Origin of the sequence: Fervidicella metallireducens AeB, assembly GCF_000601455.1 — a bacterium.
GTDB lineage: Bacteria > Bacillota > Clostridia > Clostridiales > Caloramatoraceae > Fervidicella > Fervidicella metallireducens.
Genome location: NZ_AZQP01000003.1, coordinates 43,068 through 63,762, shown reverse-complemented (window position 1 = coordinate 63,762; position 20,695 = coordinate 43,068). Strand labels below are relative to the sequence as shown.

The following is a 20,695-nucleotide window of genomic DNA, read 5'->3' as shown; positions in this document are numbered from 1 at the left end:
AGTAATGAGTAAGATAAAATGCCGAAGTAATTGCGGTGCTTGTTGTATTGCACCTTCTATTTCTTCTCCTATTCCAGATATGCCAAGTGGTAAACCTGCTGGAGTAAGATGTATACATCTGACTGAGGATTTTAGATGCAGAATATTTGGGAGAGAAGACAGACCTAAAGTCTGCAAAGAACTCATGCCTTCAGAGGAAATGTGCGGCAAAAACAGAGATGAAGCTATGGCTTATTTAGAATATCTTGAGAAAGAAACAAAGCCAGAAGGTAATTAGTAAATATAGTGAAAATTAAGTTCAGTGAAGTTTTTGAAAATTTAAACTTATATCTATAATATTGAATAAAGTGTAAATTGTATTGACACAGCGATTTATAACACGTATAATACCATATAAAATAAGGGATATAAATTACACATGATTACTCATATAATCCTGATAATATGGTTCGGGAGTATCTACCAAAGGGCCGATAACCCTTTGACTATGAGTGAGGTAGCTTTGCATTTTTTGCATGTTGCACTTCACTCACCAACTGGAGGCAGCATGCTTTTTGTTTCCTCCAGATATGAGTAGCATTGGTTGAGGGAGGATATATTATGGGAAAAATTTTGAAACAAGCCTACACATTTGACGACGTTTTACTGGTTCCACAAAAATCAGAAGTTCTTCCAAAGAACGTAAAGACAGAAACTTATCTTACAAAAAAAATCAAACTAAACATTCCACTTATGAGCGCAGGTATGGATACAGTTACAGAGTCAAAAATGGCAATTGCCATTGCCAGAGAAGGTGGAATAGGTATAATTCACAAAAACATGTCCATTGAACAACAGGCTTTGGAAGTTGATAAAGTTAAACGTTCAGAGCATGGAGTAATTACAGACCCATTTCATTTAACACCAGAACATACCCTTTTAGATGCTGATAATTTAATGGCTAGATATAAAATTTCAGGTGTTCCAATAGTAGAAGGAACAAAGCTGGTTGGAATACTAACTAATAGAGATATCAGATTTGAAAAGGATTTCTCAAGAAAAATCAAGGAAGTTATGACAAGTGAAAATCTGATTACAGCTCCAGTAGATACAAACCTGACAGAAGCTGAACAGATATTAAGAAAACACAAAATAGAAAAACTTCCATTAGTTGATGATGAATTTAACTTAAAGGGACTTATTACAATTAAAGATATTGAAAATGCTGTTAAATTTCCAAATTCGGCAAAGGATAGTAAGGGAAGACTTCTTGTTGGTGCTGCAGTGGGTATAACAGCAGATATATTAGATAGAGTTACTGCATTATATAACGCAGGAGTGGATGTAGTTGTTCTGGATTCAGCACATGGACATTCAGCAGGTGTTATAAATGGAGTGAAAGCTATAAAGGAAAAATATCCTGATCTTCAGGTAATAGGAGGAAACGTTGCAACAGCCGAGGCAACAAGGGACTTAATTCTTGCTGGAGCAGATTGTGTAAAGGTGGGTATAGGGCCTGGATCAATTTGTACAACAAGGGTTGTTGCAGGAATTGGAGTTCCACAGCTTACAGCGGTTATGGACTGTGCAGAGGAAGCAGATAAATACGGTATACCTGTAATTGCTGACGGAGGAATTAAGTTCTCAGGTGATGTTGTTAAGGCTCTGGCTGGAGGAGCATCAGTAGTTATGGTTGGTTCTTTACTTGCAGGTTGTGCAGAGAGCCCAGGAGAAGAAGAAATATATCAGGGAAGAAGATTTAAGGTTTACAGAGGTATGGGTTCAATTGGAGCAATGCAATGCGGCAGTAAGGACAGATACTTCCAGGAAGATGGAAAGAAACTTGTTCCAGAGGGAGTAGAAGGAAGAGTTCCTTTTAAGGGCCCAGTTTCAGATACTATCTATCAGTTAATAGGTGGATTAAGAGCAGGTATGGGATACTGTGGAGCAGGAACAATTGAAGATTTAAGAAAGAATGCAGTATTCGTTGTTCAAACCTCAGCAGGTCTTAAAGAAAGCCACCCACATGATATACACATAACAAGAGAAGCACCAAACTACACAACTAACGTTTAATTGGGAGGTAACTATGGAAAAGGAACTAATATTAATCGTAGATTTCGGGGGACAATATAAGCAGCTTATAGCAAGAAGGGTCAGAGAGTGTCATGTTTACTGCGAGATAGTGCCAAATACTATGCCGGTAGATGAAATGATAGCAAGAAATCCAAAGGGCATAATTTTTACCGGTGGACCAAACAGTGTTTATGCTGAAGGAGCACCAAGACTTGATAAGAAAATATTTGAAGCTGGTATTCCAATATTAGGGCTATGTTATGGAATGCAGCTTATGGCATATACAAAGGGAGGTAAAGTTCAGGGTGGAGAGGTAAGAGAATATGGAAATACTAAAATAAAAGTAGATACAACTTCACCAATATTTAAAGGAATACCTGAGGAGAGTATTTTCTGGATGAGCCATACAGATCATGTTGCTGTTGTTCCAGAAGGATTTAAAGTTATAGGCTCAAGCGATAACTGTCCCCATGCAGCAATGTCAAATGATGAAAGAAAGCTCTATGGTGTTCAGTTCCATCCGGAGGTTGTACATTCAGAATATGGCAAAAATGTAATTGAAAATTTCCTATATAATGTTTGTAAGGTTAATGGAAGCTGGAGCATGACATCCTTTGTAGACGAAAAAATAAAGGAAATAAAGGAAATTGTTGGAGATAAAAAGGTTATCTGCGCCATGTCAGGTGGGGTAGATTCATCTGTTGCAGCAGTTCTTGTTCATAAGGCAATAGGAAATCAATTAACCTGCATATTTGTAGACCATGGCTTATTAAGAAAAGATGAGGCAAAACAGGTTTATGAAACATTTACCGAAAAGTTTGGAATGAATCTTATAATGGTTGATGCAAAAGAAAGATTCCTAGGAAAATTAAAGGGAGTAACAGACCCAGAAAGCAAGAGAAAGATAATCGGAGAAGAGTTTATAAGGGTATTTGAGGATGAAGAAAGAAAATTAGAAGGAGTTAAATTCCTTGTCCAAGGAACCATTTACCCAGACGTTGTAGAAAGTGGAAGCGGTGCTTCAGCAGTTATAAAGAGTCACCATAACGTTGGAGGACTTCCAGAGGATTTAGAATTTGAACTCATTGAGCCTCTTAGAGAATTATTTAAGGATGAAGTTCGTGAAGTAGGAAGACAACTAGGACTTCCAGAAGAAGTTGTTTCAAGACAGCCATTCCCAGGACCAGGCCTTGCAATAAGAGTTCTTGGAGAAATAACTGAGGAAAAACTAGAACTTGTTAGAGAAACAGACTTTATTTTAAGAGACGAAATAAAGAAAGCAGGTCTTGATAAGGCTATCTGGCAGTACTTTACGGTTCTTCCTGACATTAAGAGTGTTGGAGTTATGGGAGACGAGAGAACATACTCCCATGCAATAGTTATAAGGGCTGTTGAAAGTATAGACGGAATGACTTCAGAATGGTACAGAATACCATATGAAGTTCTAGGAACAATCTCAAGAAGAATTGTAAACGAAGTTAAGGGAATAAACAGAGTAGTTTACGACATAACAAGTAAACCACCAGCAACTATTGAGTGGGAATAGTAAAAAGTGCTACCCAGTTGACAAGTGATAAATGTCAGCTGGGTTTTTTTATGCTGGCATAAAGTTAGATGAAATAATAAACTGTTGCAGAAATTCATGGACATAGAATTTTCTATTAATTAGAGAAAATAATGTAAAATATTGAATGCTTTCTTCATAAAGAATAAAATATTATTGTATATACCAATAGATAGACGAGGTTGTCGTAAAACTGATGGAAAGAAACGATTATGTTTTAAGTGGGGGTATTGACTGTGAGCGGCATTATTAATTCAAATGAACAGCTTATTAATAAAGTAAATAGTGTGCTTTCTAATAAGAAAAGCAGCCGAGTAAATATTATAAATGATAAACTAACTCTTTCTGTCTTTTCAGAGTTAAAAGAGAATATGAGCAAAGTGAAAGATATTAACCTTGTAATCAGAGATTCTTCTTATATTCCTTCAGGACGGGAGGTATCAAGAGAATTCGAGATAAGCCGTACAGTCAATGACATGCTATTTAATTCCTATGACATTATTGAAAAGAATAAGTTAAACCATTTAAACAAGGCGAGGAGCATGCATGAATTTATAGAAAAGCATGTAAATGTAAAAAGGGTAAAAAATAAAGCTATTGTAAAGAGTAATTTAATGCTTATTGATAATGACTACGCGGTTTTTGGAGATTCCTCTTTAGAAATCACAAAAAAAGCCATAAACGGATTATATAAAACTATTAATTTCAATGTAGAACTTACAGATAAGATTCAAGTTCAACAGTTATCAAAGAATTTTGAACTGCTTTGGAATAGCAAAGAGTATACAGAGGATTTTAAAAAACAGCTGCTTGAAAGTTTAAACTTTATATATAAGGAATATGGTCCGGAGTTTATCTATTTCTTTACATTGAATGAACTCTTTGGGGATAACCTTGATTCAGATGTTGAAAAGTTTGAAAATGACCGCATAGGTTTTAAAGATACTGAAATTTGGAAGAGTTTATTTAAGTTTCAAAAGGACGCGGTTGTTTCTGCTATTAGAAAGATTGAAAAGCATAATGGCTGCATAATAGCAGACAGTGTAGGTCTGGGTAAAACCTTTGAGGCTCTTGCTGTTATAAAATACTATGAATTAAGACAGCATAGAGTATTAGTACTTACCCCTGCAAAGCTTTATGATAACTGGGAATCCTTTAGAAACTCTTATATAGATAATAGATTTGCCAGGGATAGATTTGCTTTTGATATAGTATGCCATACTGATTTATCAAGAAAGGGTGGAAGGGCACGTAGTGGCCTTGACTTATCACGCATAAATTGGGGGAATTATGACTTGCTGGTTATTGATGAATCCCATAATTTTAGAAACAGGAATGAAAATCCTGAAAAGATGACAAGGTACGGTAGACTGATTAATGAAATAGTAAAAAAGGGTGTTAAAACTAAGGTTTTAATGCTATCAGCAACTCCTGTCAACAATTCACTGACAGACCTTAAAAATCAGCTAAGTGTTATAAATATTGATGATGATAAAGCTTTTAAGGAAGAGGGCATTCCAAGTGTTGATGGAGTTTTAAGAAAAGCTCAAAGAGAGATAAATGAGTGGATGAGGGAAAGTAACAGAAGCAAGAATGTCCTGCTTGACAGGCTCCCATCTGAATTTTTTAAGCTTCTTGAGATGATTACAATATCAAGAAGCAGAAAACATATAACACAATATTATGGTAATGATAATGTAGGAAAGTTTCCAGACAAGCTTCCTCCTAAGACTTATAATCCAGAAATTGACAGTGAAGGGAAACTTCTAAAATTTAAAGAAACCAATGAAGTTCTTGAGAAATTAAAGCTTGCAGTATATTCACCCATGTCATATATTAAACCCCAGTATAAGGAGTATTATAGGGAAAAATATCAAACGGTTTATGGAGATAGGGTAATATTTTATCATGAGCAGAGAGAGCTTATAACAGCTACATTACATCGCTTTAATTTATTTAAGCGCCTTGAAAGTTCTGTTTATTCCTTTGGAGAAACCATAAGAAGGCTTATGGAGAGAATAGATAATTATATTAATGTGATAACAAAAGATTCAGAACAGGATTTGAATCTTGAAGTGGATGATATAGATGAGGAAGGTGAAATTACACTTGATTATAAATATGAGATAAATGTTAAGCATTTAATGAGCCAAAACTTTCTTGAAGATTTGCTCTACGATAAAGAGATATTAAAAAATATTATGAATGAGGTTAAGGAAATACTTGATAATGATAGGGATGAAAAACTAAAAACTCTTCAGGAGGTTATAGTTAATAAAATAATAGCTACTCCCATAAATCCTGGAAACCGAAAGATATTGATATTTACAGCTTTTGCAGACACAGCAAACTATATTTATGAATCAATAGCATATGAGCTAAAAAAACATGGAATTAATACGGCTTGTATTACAGGCTCTGGAGAGCCTAAAACAACATTAATGGGAATAAAAAAGGAATTTAATACAGTGCTCAAACACTTTTCACCAAAGTCCAAGCTTGGTGAAGAACTTCCAAAGGAAATGCAAATTGATGTTGTTGTGGCAACAGACTGTATTTCTGAAGGACAAAACCTTCAGGATGCAGACTGCGTAATTAACTATGATATACAATGGAATCCAGTTGTATTAATTCAAAGGTTTGGAAGAATTGACAGAATAGGAAGCGAAAATGATAAGATAGCTATGATAAACTTCTTCCCTAATATGGAGCTTAATGAGTATTTGCAGCTTGAAAGCCGAGTTAAGGGTAAAATGATGGCGGCAAATCTTTCATCAACAGGGGATGAGGATATACTTTCACCTGAAATGAATGACTTTATCTTTAGAAAGAAACAGCTTGAAAGACTTAAAAATGAGGTTGTAGATATAGAAGATTTAAATGATAATATATCCCTTACTGACTTAAATATGAACGATTATCTTTATGAACTTGCTGGATTTGTAAGGGAAAACCCTGATATAAAAAGGGTGCCAAGGGGAGTTTATTCTGTAGCTCAGGGAGAGAAAAAAGGATGCATCTTCTGTTTTAAGCATTTAAAAGATGAAGCAAAGCCTAAGAGTGAAAGTTCATTGTATCCATACTATCTTATGTATGTATCAGAGGATGGAGAAGTTTATTTTGGAAATAGCAGTGCAAGGGAAACACTGAAGGAGTTTAGAAAGCTTACTTATGGTAAGGCAGAGCCTGATAGATTGCTCATTGAAAGATTCAATAAAAGAACAAAAAACGCAGCAGATATGAGTTTTTATTCAAAACTCCTTAACAAAGCAATATCAGAAATATTGGGTGAAGAGGATAAGAAAGCACAGCAGAGCATTTTTGACTTTGGAGGATATGAAAACAGCTTTGAAAATGTAAGTAGTGACGATTTTGAGTTAGTATCCTTCCTTGTTGTAGAGTAGGAGCATGTAAATGTTTAATTTGCCATTAGACTATGAGGTTAATAAAAAGTTTGATATAAAGATGTTTACAACCTCTAAGCTTACTCAAAAGGAGAAAAAGTATTTTAAAGATAATGTGACTCAAATAGAATTAAAATATCAAATTACAGGAGAAGGTATAGCATCATTTATTGATGATGAACATAATTGTCAGGCTATAATGTTTTTTGAGGTTGAAGTTAAGGATTTAAAATGTGCAAAAACTATAGGTGAAATTATTCAAAGGGTTGTAAAACCATTAGTAGTAATAAGATTCTTTGACTCTTGGGGTATGGAAAGCTATTGTTTTGCCTATAAAAGGCTTAATAAGCTTGACAATACCCAGATAGTTATAGATGAAATTATATTAACACCTGTATCATCAATTTTTCTGCGGAATGAAACAAAAGAATTAATATCAAAATACTTAGATTTTGATGAAGTTAAAAACAAGGTTAATAAGCTTTTCTTTTATTAAGAAGTTTTTCAAAAACTTTGCTTAAAGATTTGATAACAAATATATCAAATGGAGATTCAGAGTTAAAACAATTATTTAATAATAGAAAATATTTTGATTACCCAAAATCTATAAATTTAATTAAAACTCTTATTGCTTCACAAAACGGGGATATAATCATGGACTTTTTCTCAGGGTCAGCCACAACTGCTCACGCAGTAATGCAGCTTAATGCTGAAGATGGAGGCAATCGTAAATTTATAATGGTACAACTTCCAGAACCTTGTGATGAAAAATCAGAAGCCTACAAAGCAGGATATAAAAATATATGTGAAATTGGCAAAGAACGTATCTGCGTGCCGGAGAAAAAATAAAAGAGGAATTTAAAGACAAAGAAGGAATAGAAAATCTTGATATTGGCTTTAAGGTATTTCAAGTAGCTGATACAAATATCCGATGGAATAATAATTCATTTAAAGAAGCTGAAGACTTGTATATAAAGGGACTTTCAAAGGATGCATTAGACTTTAATCCTAACTTTACTGATATTGACGTAGTCTACGAAATAATGCTCCGCCACAGAGGTTTTCCTTTAACCTCAAAGATTGAAAAGCTATCAAATATAGGAGAAAGAACTTACATTTTTGCTGATGCAATAGTTGTATGTTTAGAAGAAAAGGTAACAGAAAAAATAGTTGATGGAATTGCAGCCATAGAGCCAAAGCCTATTAAAGTAATATTCCGTGATAGTGCCTTTGATGATGATATCTCCCTGAAGCTTAATACAATGAATCGTCTTGATGCACAGCTTAAAAAGCATAATCAAGGAAAAGAACAGTCCTACAGAGTAGAGTTTATTTAAGCTCAGAAAGGAGATAGATTATGACGCAGAAAATAGTTTTTAATTTTGATGAAAGCTTGGAATATCAGCGTAGAGCCATAAGTGCTGTTGTTGATCTTTTCAAAGGTCAGGATAGGGAGCTTGGGGATGTAATATACAGAGGTGCAACACGCCATATAAAAAGACTTGGTGAAAAGGATCCAGTAAGAAATAGACTTGATATTGGACCAAGTATAATCCTGAATAATATGAGGGAAGTGCAGAATAAAAATATGCTCTTTCCAAGCAATACCTTTGATACAGGATATAACTTTACTGTAGAGATGGAAACTGGTACAGGAAAAACATATGTTTATCTTCGTTCTATTTTAGAGCTTTATGAAGCTTATAACTTTATGAAGTTTATAATTGTTGTACCTACTGTTGCTATTAGAAAAGGTGTTGAAAAAAGTATAGAGATGCTAAGAGAACATATAAAAACCCTTTATCATGGTCTTGATATATCAAAGCATGCCTTTGTATATGATTCAGATAACCCAGGAAAGCTTATGGACTTTGTTGAAGCAAGGGATTTAAGAATAGCTATAATGAATATCCAGTCCTTCAATAAGGATACAAACAAAATAAGAAAAGAAGATGAAACAGGCAGGGTACTTTGGGATTTACTAAAGTATGTAAATCCTATTGTTATTATAGATGAACCACAAAGACTTGAGGGCAGCGGCAGGAAAAAGAGTGCATCCTTAAGTGCAATCGAGGAGCTAAATCCTCTGTTTATATTAAGATATTCAGCAACCCATAAAAAACTTTATAATCAAATATATAAGCTTGACTCTTATGAGGCTTATAAACAGGATTTGGTTAAAAAAATAGAAGTTAAAACAATATATAGCAATATAAGTAAAGACTATAATTACATTAGATATGTAGAGTTTACTAAAGACTTCAAGGCAAAGATAGAAATATTCTATAGTGAGCCTGGTGGAAGTGTAAGATTTAAGACCTTTAATGTGTTAAAAAACGCATCTTTATTTGAATTATCAGGGGGACTTCCTCAGTATAAAAATATGGTTGTATTAGAAGATCCACATAAAATAAATGGCCTTAAAATCGGTTTAGGTGATGATGTTCTCGTCCTTAAGGAAGGAGAGAATAACTATGATGTTGATGAGCTTGATTTGATTAGAATTCAAATAAGGCTGACAATACAAAAACATCTTGAAAAGCAGTTAAAAATACTTGAAAAAGGTTATAAAATAAAAGTAATTTCACTGTTCTTTATAGATGCTGTAAAGAACTTTCGAGACAGTGAAGCAGCTGATGGCAGAGGGCTGTATGCTAAAATATTCGATGAAGAATATGCAAAGATTATCCTTGACCCAAGATACAATGAAGTCTTTAGAAAGTATCCAGAACTTTTTCCAGAGTACAAAAGTGTTCAAAAGGTAAGAGAAGGATACTTCGCCCGTGATAAGAAGAATAACGAGACAGAAATTGAAGGTTTTGATTGGTCTAAGGATGAAATTGAGATGAATAAGAAGGCTCAAGAAGATATAGAGAGAGGAATTCAGCTCATACTTGATAAAAAGGATGAACTTATATCCTTCGACGAACCACTTGCATTTATATTCTCCCATTCAGCCCTTAGAGAAGGATGGGACAATCCTAATGTATTTCAGCTTTGTACGCTAAAAAAGGGAAGCTCAGAAATAGCAAAGAAGCAGGAGATTGGACGTGGACTTAGATTACCAGTAGATATACATGGCAATAGATGCTTTGATGAGGATGTTAATGTACTAACTGTTATAGCCAATGATTATTATGACCATTTTGCAGAAGCACTGCAAAATGATTTTAGTATTGAAGCAGGTTTTAAGAATGAAGAAGTAACTTATGATATAGTATACAGAACTCTTGAAGAAGCGGGTATGCCAAAGGAATTCATAGTAGCAGAAACAGTGGAAGCTTTTAAGGTAGAATTAACGGAAGCTGGAATTATTAATCCAAAGAACAATGAACTTACTAAAGATGCAGCTGATATATTATATTATGAATTTAAAAATCCTACTCTAAAAACCTTTGAAATCAAAATCAAAGAAAGATTTATAGATAATATGCAGAATAAAGGAAGCCGCAGAATTGAAATCAAGAATGGGGATGAAGAGCCTGTTGTTAATGGATACCATAGCTTTGTTACCGAATCAGAGTTCCAAAAACTATGGACAGAACTTAAAAATCGCATAGTTAAAAGAACTATGTATCAGGTTAAAATTGATAACGAACAGTTTATTAAAGAATGTATTGATGATTTGAATGAGAAATTAAGTTACAAGGCACTTAAAAGAGAATTTGAAGTAGCAACAGGTAAGGGAGATTATGATGAATCTAGGAAGTTTAAGTTTGATGATCCAGCAAAGGTAAGCCTTGCTCTTGGTGACGAAAATATTGAAATTACTAAGAGTGATTTTGAAATTACTAATTATCTAATGCATCACACTATGCTTCCTAGGAAGGCTTTGTTTAGGATTATTTCAGGTTTAAAAAACAAAAAATTCCTTCAGAAACAAGCAGTTCTTGATGAGGTTATGAAGGCTATATTAGATAAACTAACAGAGTTTAAGGCTAAAAATATTGACTATGAAGTTATTGACGGATATCTCTTTGAGGAAAGTTCTATATTTTCTGTGGAAGAGATTGAAAGAAGTATGGTAGACAATAAAAGGGCATATAAAACCAAGGGAGATTATAAAAGAGCACTTCATAAGTATATAAGAGTTGATAGTGATGGAGAATTTAAATTTGCTAAGAGTCTTGATGAAGACCCAGAGGTGTTGCTATTTACTAAGCTTAAAAAGGGTGGTATTGTAATTGATACTCCTTATGGAAATTATTCACCTGACTGGGCTATTATCCATAAGGTAGATGATCTAACGGCTAAACTTTACTTTATAGTTGAAACAAAGTGCGATAAGGAAAAGAAGGATCTAACACAGGTGAAGATGCTAAAATTAATTGTGCAAAGAAGCATTTTGCCAAGGTTTCAGAAGATATTACCTTTGATTGGGTTAACAGCTATAACAAGTTTAAAGAGCTGGTGCAGAAGGATATCTTAAGGAGAAGGAGCAGTTAAGCATGAAGGGAAAGGCTTTGAAATATACAAGACTTCAGGCCTTTTTCTTTAATAAAAACTATTTTTTTATTATTATCACAAGTAAACAAAAGTCATACTTACTAAAAATGTATTCAAGTCACATTATAGTTTTTAACTTATAATTAATTATGAAAGCTTATTTTGTATTAGTGGGTGATGGTTATGGAAATAAGTAAAATAAAATTAAAGAACTTCAGATGTTTTGGTCCTACGGAAAAAGTTATTAGGCTAAATGAGCTAACAGCTTTTATTGGGACAAACAGTAGTGGCAAAACAGAAGTACTTCAATCATTATTAAAACTGTTTGGAACTAACACAAAAGAAAGAATATAGGGAGGTTAAAGATTGGACTCAGGCAGTAATGGAGTTAAAGGGAGTTAACTCCATTCCTATAATGACAATACATAAGAGCAAAGGTCTTGAATACGATACAGTTATTTTTGTAGGTCTTGAAGATGGGGCATTTTGGAGTTTTAGACAGCAGCAGCAAGAGGATATGTGTGCTTTTTTTGTGGCACTGTCCAGAGCAAAAAGAAGAGCAATCTTCACTTTTAGCAATTTGAGAACTGACAAATTCAATAGAACGAGAACTCAGAGTAGAGAGCAGATAATGACGTTTTATGAGTTATTACGTGAATCCCAAGTAGTGGATGAGGTAGTCTTTACTGAAATATAATATTATCGAAAAACAAAGAAGGTGTCTATAATGTCTAAAGAAATTATAAATACTACTGAGGAACTATCCTCACTTTATAATAATGTATCTGCCCTTATAGAAACAACTAAAGAAAGGGTATATCATTCTGTAAACTCTGAACTTGTCTTACTTTATTGGAATATAGGTAAGACAATAAAGGAAGATATTATTAAAGTTGAAAGAGCTGGCTACGGTGAAAAGGTAGTTGCTGCCTTGGCTAAGGAATTATCTGAGCAATATGGTAGAGGATACAGCAAAAGTAATCTTTTTAGAATGGTTCAGTTCTATGAAGCTTTTCCAAAAGGAGAAATTGTCGCTACACTGTCGCAACAATTAACATGGTCGCATATTAAGGAAATTATATCAATAAAAGATGAGCTAAAAAGAGATTTCTATGCAACCATGTGCAGTACTGAAAGATGGAGTGTAAGAACCCTAAGAGAGAGAATAAGCTCTATGATGTATGAGAGGACTGCTATATCCAAGAAGCCAGAACTTACTATCATAAATGATTTAAAGCTGCTTAGAGAAGAAAATAAAATGTCTCCCGACCTATTCTTTAAAGATCCTTATGTGTTGGATTTTCTTGGGCTTGAAGATACATATAGTGAAAAAGACTTAGAGAATGCCATATTAGCAGAGCTTGAAAAATTTATATTAGAAATGGGTATAGATTTTGCTTTCTTAGGCAGGCAAAAGAGAATTACAATAGATAATAGGGATTATTATATAGACCTCCTCTTCTATCATAGAAGAATGAGACGACTTGTAGTCATTGAGCTTAAACTTGAAGAATTTAAACCAGAGCATAAAGGTCAAGTTGAACTTTATTTAAGGTGGCTAAATAAATATGAGAGAATGGAAGGAGAAGAAAGTCCTCTTGCCTTAATATTATGTGCTGAGAAATCTAGTGAGACAATTGAACTTTTAGAATTAGACAACAGTGGTATTCACGTAGCTCAGTATTTAACTCAGATGCCACCGAAGGAAGTATTTGAAGAAAAACTTCATAAGGCAATTCAGAGGGCAAGATTGCAGCTTGAACAAAGAGGACAAAATAGTGATGCTTGATGAACATGTTAGAGTTCTTGATATAACTTAATTTGTAAGATTTATGTCAGTATATAAATTTGATAACGATAATAATCTTTTTAAAATCTATATAATTATTATGATTCTAAAATGATTCTAATAACTTTCAAATACCTCAATCATCTCAAATAATATAAATAAAATAAATAATAAAAGCCTCAATAACAAGCAGTTATTAAGGCAAGATAATATTCAATAGTAGAGTGGGAATAGTAAAAAGTGCTACCCAGTTGACAAGTGATAAATGTCAGCTGGTTTTTTTATGCTGGTATAAAGTTAGATGAAATAATAAACTGTTGCAGAAATTCATGGACATAGAATTTTCTATTAATTAGAGAAAATAATGTAAAATATTGAATGCTTTCTTCATAAAGAATAAAATATTATTGTATAAACAAATTAGTAGATGTACATTAAATCACCTTATTCAAAAAATCATTCATGTTACTTTAGACATTGATTTTAATTGCTTACCCATCTGATGCAAAATTATAAAAACTCAAATGGATAGAATGGGTATTGGGGAATTGAGTAAATTAAGATGAGGGGGATATAGATGTCTAATTTTGCGTTTTTAAATAATAAGTGGACAACATTGGCTAAGTTAGGTAGTCAGGCTGAAAATTATCTACATACAGATAATAACGCAACAATGCTGAAAATGCGTATGTTTGGAGAGCAAATCATCGATTATATACTCACAGCTTTGAAAGTTGAAATACCTAAATTTGCAACTCAGGATGATAAGATTAAGCTCTTAAGAACTACAGGTATTAATGGAGCTATTCCAGATCTTTTTGATATAGTGAGACGTTACGGCAATAAGGCTAACCATGAAGGCTATGAGAATAAAAAGGATGCTTTAGAGTGTTTGATTTCTATGTATAAGGTAGCTGCATGGTTTTACATAAAGGTAACAAAGGATACTTCAATAAAACCATTAACCTTCAAAATACCTAAGGCAGCTGAAACTAAAGCACCTGTATATAATATTGAAGACTATGTAAAAGAAAAGGAAGAGATTAAAGAAGAGCATATTAAGGAAGTAAATGAAATTAAAGAAGAAATAAAAACAGCTATTGTAACTGAAGAAGATAAAGCTGTAGAAAAGGAAACTGAAGTTAGCTTAGACCTCAATGAAGCAGAAACCAGAAGGAAACTTATTGACATAATGTTAGCTGAGGCAGGTTGGGATATTAACAACAAGGAATTGGTGAAGATAGAATTTCCACTGGAGAATCATAAGGAAGAAGGCAAAAAAGGCTTTGCTGATTATGTACTCTTTAATAAAAAAGGAAAACCAATTGCTGTGGTTGAGGCAAAAAAATCCGCAGTTGATCCAATTATAGGTCGCCAGCAGGCAGTTGAATATGCTAATACTATTGAAAGAGATTATAAAATTCGGCCAATAGTTTTCTATACAAATGGATATGAAATATATATGTGGGATGATAAGTATAGTGAACCAAGACAAATTTGGGGATTTTATACTTTAGAAGATTTAGAAGAGTTATTCTTTAAGCATAAGTATAAGAAAAATTTGAACAATGTTGAGATTGATAAAAATATTGCTGGAAGACCGTATCAAATTGAGGGTATAAAAAGAGTATATGAAAGATATTCTAGCGGGTCTAGAAAAGCACTTTTAGTAATGGCAACAGGAACAGGAAAAACAAGAACTGTTATAGCATTAACAAAAGGTATGATGGAAGCAAATTGGGTTAAGAGAGTTTTATTCTTGGCAGATAGAGACGAGCTCGTTAGACAGGCTAAGGAAGACAAAAATAGTTTCAAAACCTTTATGCCGGAACAAATATCCTGCAGGTTTACTGGCAAAAACTCAGAAAATAGAGAAGCTACTCTATATTTTTCAACATACCAGACTATGATTAATTATTACAGCAAATTTAGTGTAGGTTTTTTTGACCTTATTATTTGTGATGAGTCCCATAGAAGCATATATAAAACCTATAGAGATATATTAGAGTACTTTGATGCACATATTATAGGGCTTACAGCAACACCTGTTGATTTTATAGAAAGAAATACCTTTGATTTATTTGACTGTGAGAATGGAGATCCTACTTTCAATTTCTCTGTAGATCAGGCTTGGAGTCATATACCACCCTACCTTATTGAGCCAAGAGTAATTGATGCTACCACTGACTTCTTAAGAAAAGGGATAAAGTATAGTCAAATGACAGAAGAGCAAAGAAGACAGGTGGATGAAGAAGGCTATGACGGAGAAGTTTTTGAGTTCGATAAAGATGCCTTAGAAAAGCAGATAACCAATAAGGATACAAATAGATATATATTAAAAACACTGATGGATAATGGAATTAAGGTTGGAGACCACTTAGGTAAGACAATCATATTTGCAAAAAATAAAAATCATGCTAATCTCTTAGATTCTTTATTTAATGAGATGTACCCTCAATATAAAGGGAAAATGACTGCCGTTATTTATTCAGGTGTTAAGGATAAGGAAATACTTATAGAGAACTTCAAAAATGAAGAGTTTCCTAGAATAGCAATCTCAGTTGATTTATTAGATACAGGAATAGATGTACCTGAGATAGTTAATCTGGTATTTGCAAAGCCTGTTTATTCTAAGGTTAAGTTCTGGCAGATGATAGGCAGAGGAACTAGAAGATGTGATAACTTATTTGGTGATGGAATAGATAAAAAAGAGTTTGTCATTTTTGATTGTTATAAAAACTTTGAATTCTTTGAGATGAATCCTAAAGGCTTTGTACCAAGTCCTCAAAAAACCTCTATACAGGTTAGGTTTGAACTTATGTGCAAGCTTTTAGAAGTTTATAAGTCAAAGAAAAGAGTGGATATATGCAATGCCTTTATAGAAAAGCTGAAGATAGATATAGATGAACTTCCATCAGAGAGTATTGAAATAAAGAAAAATAGAAAGAAGATAGAGCAGGTTAAAAAAGGGGAATATTGGAAGACTATAAGTGATGATTTTATTAAGAAACTGAAATTGGAGATAGCTCCACTGATACAATGGATTGAAACAAAGGACAATCAGGATGCCATCTTATTTGATAATTCAATATATAGAATACTTCAATGCTTTGAGAATAATGATAAGGATGGACTGGTTAGAGAAATCAATGCCACAATGGAGAAGCTGGCAAGATTAAAGACTAATATAAATCAGTTTGACGGTAGGAGAGAACTTATAAAATCGCTTTTAGAGCCTTCAGGCTGGGATAATTTAAGCTATGAAAAGCTAGAGCAGATAAGAATAGACTTAAGAGATTTAATGAAACATAAGGGAACTACAGCAGGACATTTTGTAATGATTGATATAAAAGATACCGGAGCAGTGCTAAAAGAAATAAGTGCAGGTTCAGTACTATATGGAGCTAATATGGAACCTTACGAAAAAAGAGTAAGGACAGCTATTGAAGATAGATTAAAGGATCAGCTGGTAATTCATAAAATTAGAAAAGGAGAAAAGCTTTCTCAAACTGAGATTGATGGTATCTATTCAATATTTGGAGATGATTTTGTTTATAGTATAGATGAGCTTTCAAGTAAAACTGATATAGACAAAGAGGATATAGTTGGTATTATCAGAAAGTTTGTCGGTGTTGATGAAGTAGAACTTAATAAAAGGTTTGAAGAGTTCATTCAAAAGCATCATAATAAGATGAGTGCAACACAGATTAAGACTTTAGAAATAATTAAGAATGATATTGCTAAAAATAAAGGAATATCCTTTGCAGCATTGTTTGCACCGCCATATACATCCTTTAATCCCAATGGAGTTGACGGTATATTTGGAAGAATGGCTGATGAAGTGTTTGATTTGATAGCACCATTCAGGGTGAGTGTGATATCTTAAATTTAAGGAGGACAACAAAGTGTTAAGTGCAGAAATTAAGAGTAAAATTGATAAACTATGGAATAACTTTTGGTCAGGGGGAATATCTAACCCTTTAACTGTAATAGAGCAAATATCTTATCTTTTATTTATTAAGAGATTAGATGATACAGATAATGCCAATGAAAAAAAAGCTAGCCGATTAGGCAGACCATTTAAATCAATATTTCTGGAACTAACTGAAAAGTTAAAAGAAGATGGGAAATTTGAAGCAGATTTTAGCTGGGAACTACTAAAATGGAGTGAGTTTAAACACTTAGAAGTAGAAAAGATGTTTGATGTTGTGTCTCAAAAGGTATTTCCTTTTATAAAGTCAATGGGAGGAGAGGAATCAAGCTTTACAGCAGCTATGAAGGATGCTGTATTTATGATACCTAAACCATCATTACTTCAGGAGTCAGTTAGACTTATAGATGGTATAAACATGGATGATGCAGATACAAAAGGTGACTTATATGAATATCTTCTATCAAAGCTTGCAACCTCAGGAGTAAATGGACAGTTTAGAACACCAAGACACATTATAAGAATGATGGTTGAGCTTATGGACCCATCAGCTGAAGATAAAATATGCGATCCAGCCTGTGGAACTGCGGGTTTCTTAATCAATTCATTAGAATATATACTTGAAAAATATACAAGGCCAGAAAGTGTGTTTACTGATGAAGAAGGAAATCTTCACAATAGAATTGGAGATATGATGAGTAGTGTTGAGTGGGAGCATTTTAAAACTCAGATGTTCTATGGCTTTGATTTTGACCCATCGATGGTTAGAATAGCTTCAATGAATCTTATGCTTCATAGTATAGATAACCCCAATATTAGTCAAATGGATACAATGTCAAAGGCTTATGAAGAAGAAAATAAATATACTTTAGTGCTGGCTAATCCTCCTTTTAAAGGAAGTATAGATGAAGGAGACATAAATCCAACACTTGCAAAAGGAGCTAAAACCACTAAGACTGAATTATTATTTATGAAGCTTATAAATAGAATATTAGATTTAGGTGGAAGATGTGCTGTTATAGTTCCAGATGGAGTATTATTTGGTTCAACTAAGGCTCATAAAGATATAAGAAAAACCTTAGTAGAAGAAAATGCACTAGAGGGTGTAATATCCATGCCTTCAGGTGTATTTAAGCCATATGCAGGGGTATCTACAGCTATACTTATATTCACAAAGGGCGGAGAAACAAAAAAAGTATGGTTCTACGATATGCAGAGCGATGGATATTCACTAGATGACAAGAGAAATAAGCTTGATAATGATGGAGACATTCCTGATATAATTGAAAAATGGAGAGCTGTAAAGAAGGATAATACTTTAGAACCAACTAAGGAAGATAAGTGGTTCTGGGTTGAGAAGGAAGATATAGCTAGTAACGACTATGACCTTTCAATAAATAAGTATAAGGAAATAGAATATGAAGAAGTGGTGTATGAAAAGCCAGAGGTTATATTGGAGAAGATTGAAGCTTTGGAAAAGTCTATTTTAGAAGATATAGCTGCGATAAAGGAAATGGTGAAGTAGGATGACAGGTAAGAGTTTAATAGATGAGTTTAAGATTCAAAAATTAGGTGATTTAGTCAATATAAAAACTGGTAAATTAGATGCAAATGCATCTTCAGAAAATGGTAAATATCCTTTCTTTACATGTTCTATAACTCCTTTAAGAATAGATACTTATTCATATGATTGCGAGTGTGTTTTAGTTGCTGGTAATGGTGATTTAAATGTTAAATACTATAATGGGAAATTTGATGCTTATCAAAGAACGTATATTATTGAAAGTAAAGATAAGCTTTATTTTGATACAAAGTATTTATATTATTTTATGAGCAAATATATTGATATTCTCAGAAATCAGTCTATAGGTGGGGTTATAAAATATATAAAACTTGGAAATTTAACTGAAGCCAAAGTACCGGTACCAAAAATAGAAACTCAAAAGAAAATAGTCGAGGTTTTAGAACGTGCTGAAAAAGCATTAGAAAAGAGAATAGAAGCCATTAAGTTATTAGATGAACTAGTCAAATCGAAATTTATCGAGATGTTTGGGGATCCAGTTTTAAATTCAATGAATTTGCCTAAAGTTGAGTTGGGGAAATTAGGTGATTGGAAAACTGGTGGAACTCCTTCACGTTCTAATAATGATTATTTTAATGGAAATATTCCATGGCTATCTTCAGGTGAACTAAATAATATATATTGTTATGGCAGTACTGAGATGGTAACAGAATTAGCTATAAAAGAATCAGCAGCGAAAATTATAGAAAAAGGAAGTTTGTTATTAGGGATGTACGATACAGCGGCATTAAAGTCTACAATTAATATGATTGAATGTAGCTGCAATCAAGCAATTGCATATGCTAAATTAGATGAGAAATTGGTAAATACAGTTTATATATATTATTGTATTCAGATAGGAAAAGATTTTTATAAAAGCCAGCAAAGAGGTGTGAGACAGAAGAATTTAAACCTATCAATGATTAAAGGGTTAGAAGTATTGATGCCAGATTTAGAACTTCAAAACAAATTTGCTAACTTCGCCAACCAAGTCCATAAGTTGAAACTTAAAATGGAGGAGAGTTTAAAAGAACTTGAGGATAACTTTAATTCATTAATGCAGAGAGCTTTTAAAGGTGAAATATTTAAATAAGGCGGTGAAAGAATGACAGTAGCAAATTATGAAGATTTAATAATGAAAAGAGCCATGGACTTATTTGCAGAAGAAGGACTCAAGTTTTTTGGTATAAACAAAAAGGTTAAAGAAGTAGCACCTACAGAGATAGTAGTTTTGGAAACAAAGAATATGTTTATGGACTATACTTTTTTGATGGAGGATGATACCTACATTCACTTTGAATTTCAGACTACAGATAAAGGTGTGGCTGATTTAAGAAGATTTAGAGCTTATGAAGCATTGCTTAGTCATCAAACAGCAAAAGATGTAGTAACTTATGTTGTATATTCAAATAATATAAAAAATGTTTCTGATAAGTTAATAACTGGTATAAGTGAGTTTAAGATTAAAGCTATATATATGATAGATAAAGATGGAGATAAGATATATAATGATATTATATATAAGATGGAGCACAATGAAGATATAACAAAACAGGATATAATATCACTAACATTTACACCTATAATGGGTGGGAATTTACCTAAAGTTGATAAGATCCTTAATGCATTAAGGATAGTTAAAAATATAGACAAAGAATATAGACATGATGTTGAATCAATATTATATGCCTTTGCAAATAAATTTTTAGAAGGAAAAGATCTAGAAAAGGTAAAGGAGGAGTTAAAGATGACAGAATTAGGTAAAAGCCTTATAGAAGAAGGAAAAAAGGAAGGTAAGGAAGAAGGTAAGAAGGAAAAAGCTAAGGAGATTGCTAGAGAGCTTTTAGATGTTTTATCAATAGAGATGATTGCAAAAAAAACAGGATTGACTATTGAGGAAGTAAAAAAATTAAAGGAAGAGAAATAAATTTATATATACACTGGG

Annotated in this window: 15 protein-coding genes and 1 riboswitch; all 15 genes read left to right on the top strand. The window is 33.0% G+C overall.

All coding sequences use genetic code 11. The features are described from left to right. Positions 1–4: 4 nt before the first annotated feature. The 15 genes from Q428_RS01720 (at position 5) to Q428_RS01660 (ending at position 20,677) form a co-directional block, all read left to right on the top strand. The gene (locus Q428_RS01720; protein WP_035377598.1) at positions 5–277 is read left to right on the top strand and encodes a YkgJ family cysteine cluster protein; all 273 of its coding nucleotides are present in this window, start codon (positions 5–7) and stop codon (positions 275–277) included. 129 nt (positions 278–406) lie between these two features. After that, positions 407–508, top strand: a riboswitch (purine riboswitch). 92 nt (positions 509–600) lie between these two features. Then, the gene (gene guaB, locus Q428_RS01715) at positions 601–2,055 is read left to right on the top strand and encodes an IMP dehydrogenase (RefSeq protein ID WP_035377596.1); all 1,455 of its coding nucleotides are present in this window, start codon (positions 601–603) and stop codon (positions 2,053–2,055) included. Positions 2,056–2,068: 13 nt separating this feature from the next. Then, positions 2,069–3,601, top strand: a complete 1,533-nt coding sequence (gene guaA, locus Q428_RS01710) for a glutamine-hydrolyzing GMP synthase (RefSeq protein ID WP_035377594.1) — start codon at positions 2,069–2,071, stop codon at positions 3,599–3,601. Positions 3,602–3,855: 254 nt separating this feature from the next. Beyond that, positions 3,856–7,023 carry a helicase-related protein gene (locus tag Q428_RS01705; RefSeq protein ID WP_035377593.1) on the top strand — a complete coding sequence of 1,056 codons (3,168 nt, stop codon included), beginning with the start codon at positions 3,856–3,858 and terminating at the stop codon, positions 7,021–7,023. Positions 7,024–7,033: 10 nt separating this feature from the next. Next, a complete protein-coding gene (locus Q428_RS01700; RefSeq protein ID WP_051514810.1) occupies positions 7,034–7,519 on the top strand; it encodes a DUF4391 domain-containing protein in 486 nt (161 codons plus the stop codon). A 29-nt stretch (positions 7,520–7,548) separates the two neighbouring features. Then, complete coding sequence (locus Q428_RS15845; RefSeq protein ID WP_242847747.1) at positions 7,549–7,872, top strand: DNA methyltransferase; 324 nt, start codon at positions 7,549–7,551, stop codon at positions 7,870–7,872. Positions 7,873–7,988: 116 nt separating this feature from the next. After that, on the top strand, positions 7,989–8,360 hold the full coding sequence (locus Q428_RS15840) for a hypothetical protein (RefSeq protein WP_242847746.1): 372 nt from the start codon (positions 7,989–7,991) through the stop codon (positions 8,358–8,360). A gap of 20 nt (positions 8,361–8,380) precedes the next feature. Further along, the gene (locus tag Q428_RS01690) at positions 8,381–11,452 is read left to right on the top strand and encodes a restriction endonuclease (protein WP_242847745.1); all 3,072 of its coding nucleotides are present in this window, start codon (positions 8,381–8,383) and stop codon (positions 11,450–11,452) included. Positions 11,453–11,652: 200 nt separating this feature from the next. Beyond that, positions 11,653–11,823: an AAA family ATPase gene (locus tag Q428_RS14765; RefSeq protein ID WP_242847744.1), complete on the top strand. Its 171-nt coding sequence runs from the start codon at positions 11,653–11,655 to the stop codon at positions 11,821–11,823. After that, positions 11,795–12,166: a 3'-5' exonuclease gene (locus Q428_RS01685; RefSeq protein ID WP_242847743.1), complete on the top strand. Its 372-nt coding sequence runs from the start codon at positions 11,795–11,797 to the stop codon at positions 12,164–12,166. Before Q428_RS14765 ends, Q428_RS01685 begins: the two co-directional genes overlap by 29 nt. Before the next feature lie 30 nt (positions 12,167–12,196). Beyond that, entirely contained in the window at positions 12,197–13,258 is a 1,062-nt protein-coding gene (locus tag Q428_RS01680; protein WP_035377588.1) for a PDDEXK nuclease domain-containing protein, read from the top strand. 577 nt (positions 13,259–13,835) lie between these two features. Next, positions 13,836–17,144 carry a type I restriction endonuclease subunit R gene (locus Q428_RS01675; RefSeq protein ID WP_035377586.1) on the top strand — a complete coding sequence of 1,103 codons (3,309 nt, stop codon included), beginning with the start codon at positions 13,836–13,838 and terminating at the stop codon, positions 17,142–17,144. A 19-nt stretch (positions 17,145–17,163) separates the two neighbouring features. Continuing rightward, on the top strand, positions 17,164–18,714 hold the full coding sequence (locus tag Q428_RS01670) for a class I SAM-dependent DNA methyltransferase (protein ID WP_035377584.1): 1,551 nt from the start codon (positions 17,164–17,166) through the stop codon (positions 18,712–18,714). A gap of 1 nt (position 18,715) precedes the next feature. Then, positions 18,716–19,843, top strand: coding sequence for a restriction endonuclease subunit S (locus Q428_RS01665; RefSeq protein WP_051514809.1), 1,128 nt, complete (start codon positions 18,716–18,718; stop codon positions 19,841–19,843). 12 nt (positions 19,844–19,855) lie between these two features. Then, the gene (locus Q428_RS01660; protein ID WP_035377582.1) at positions 19,856–20,677 is read left to right on the top strand and encodes a hypothetical protein; all 822 of its coding nucleotides are present in this window, start codon (positions 19,856–19,858) and stop codon (positions 20,675–20,677) included. Positions 20,678–20,695: the final 18 nt, after the last annotated feature.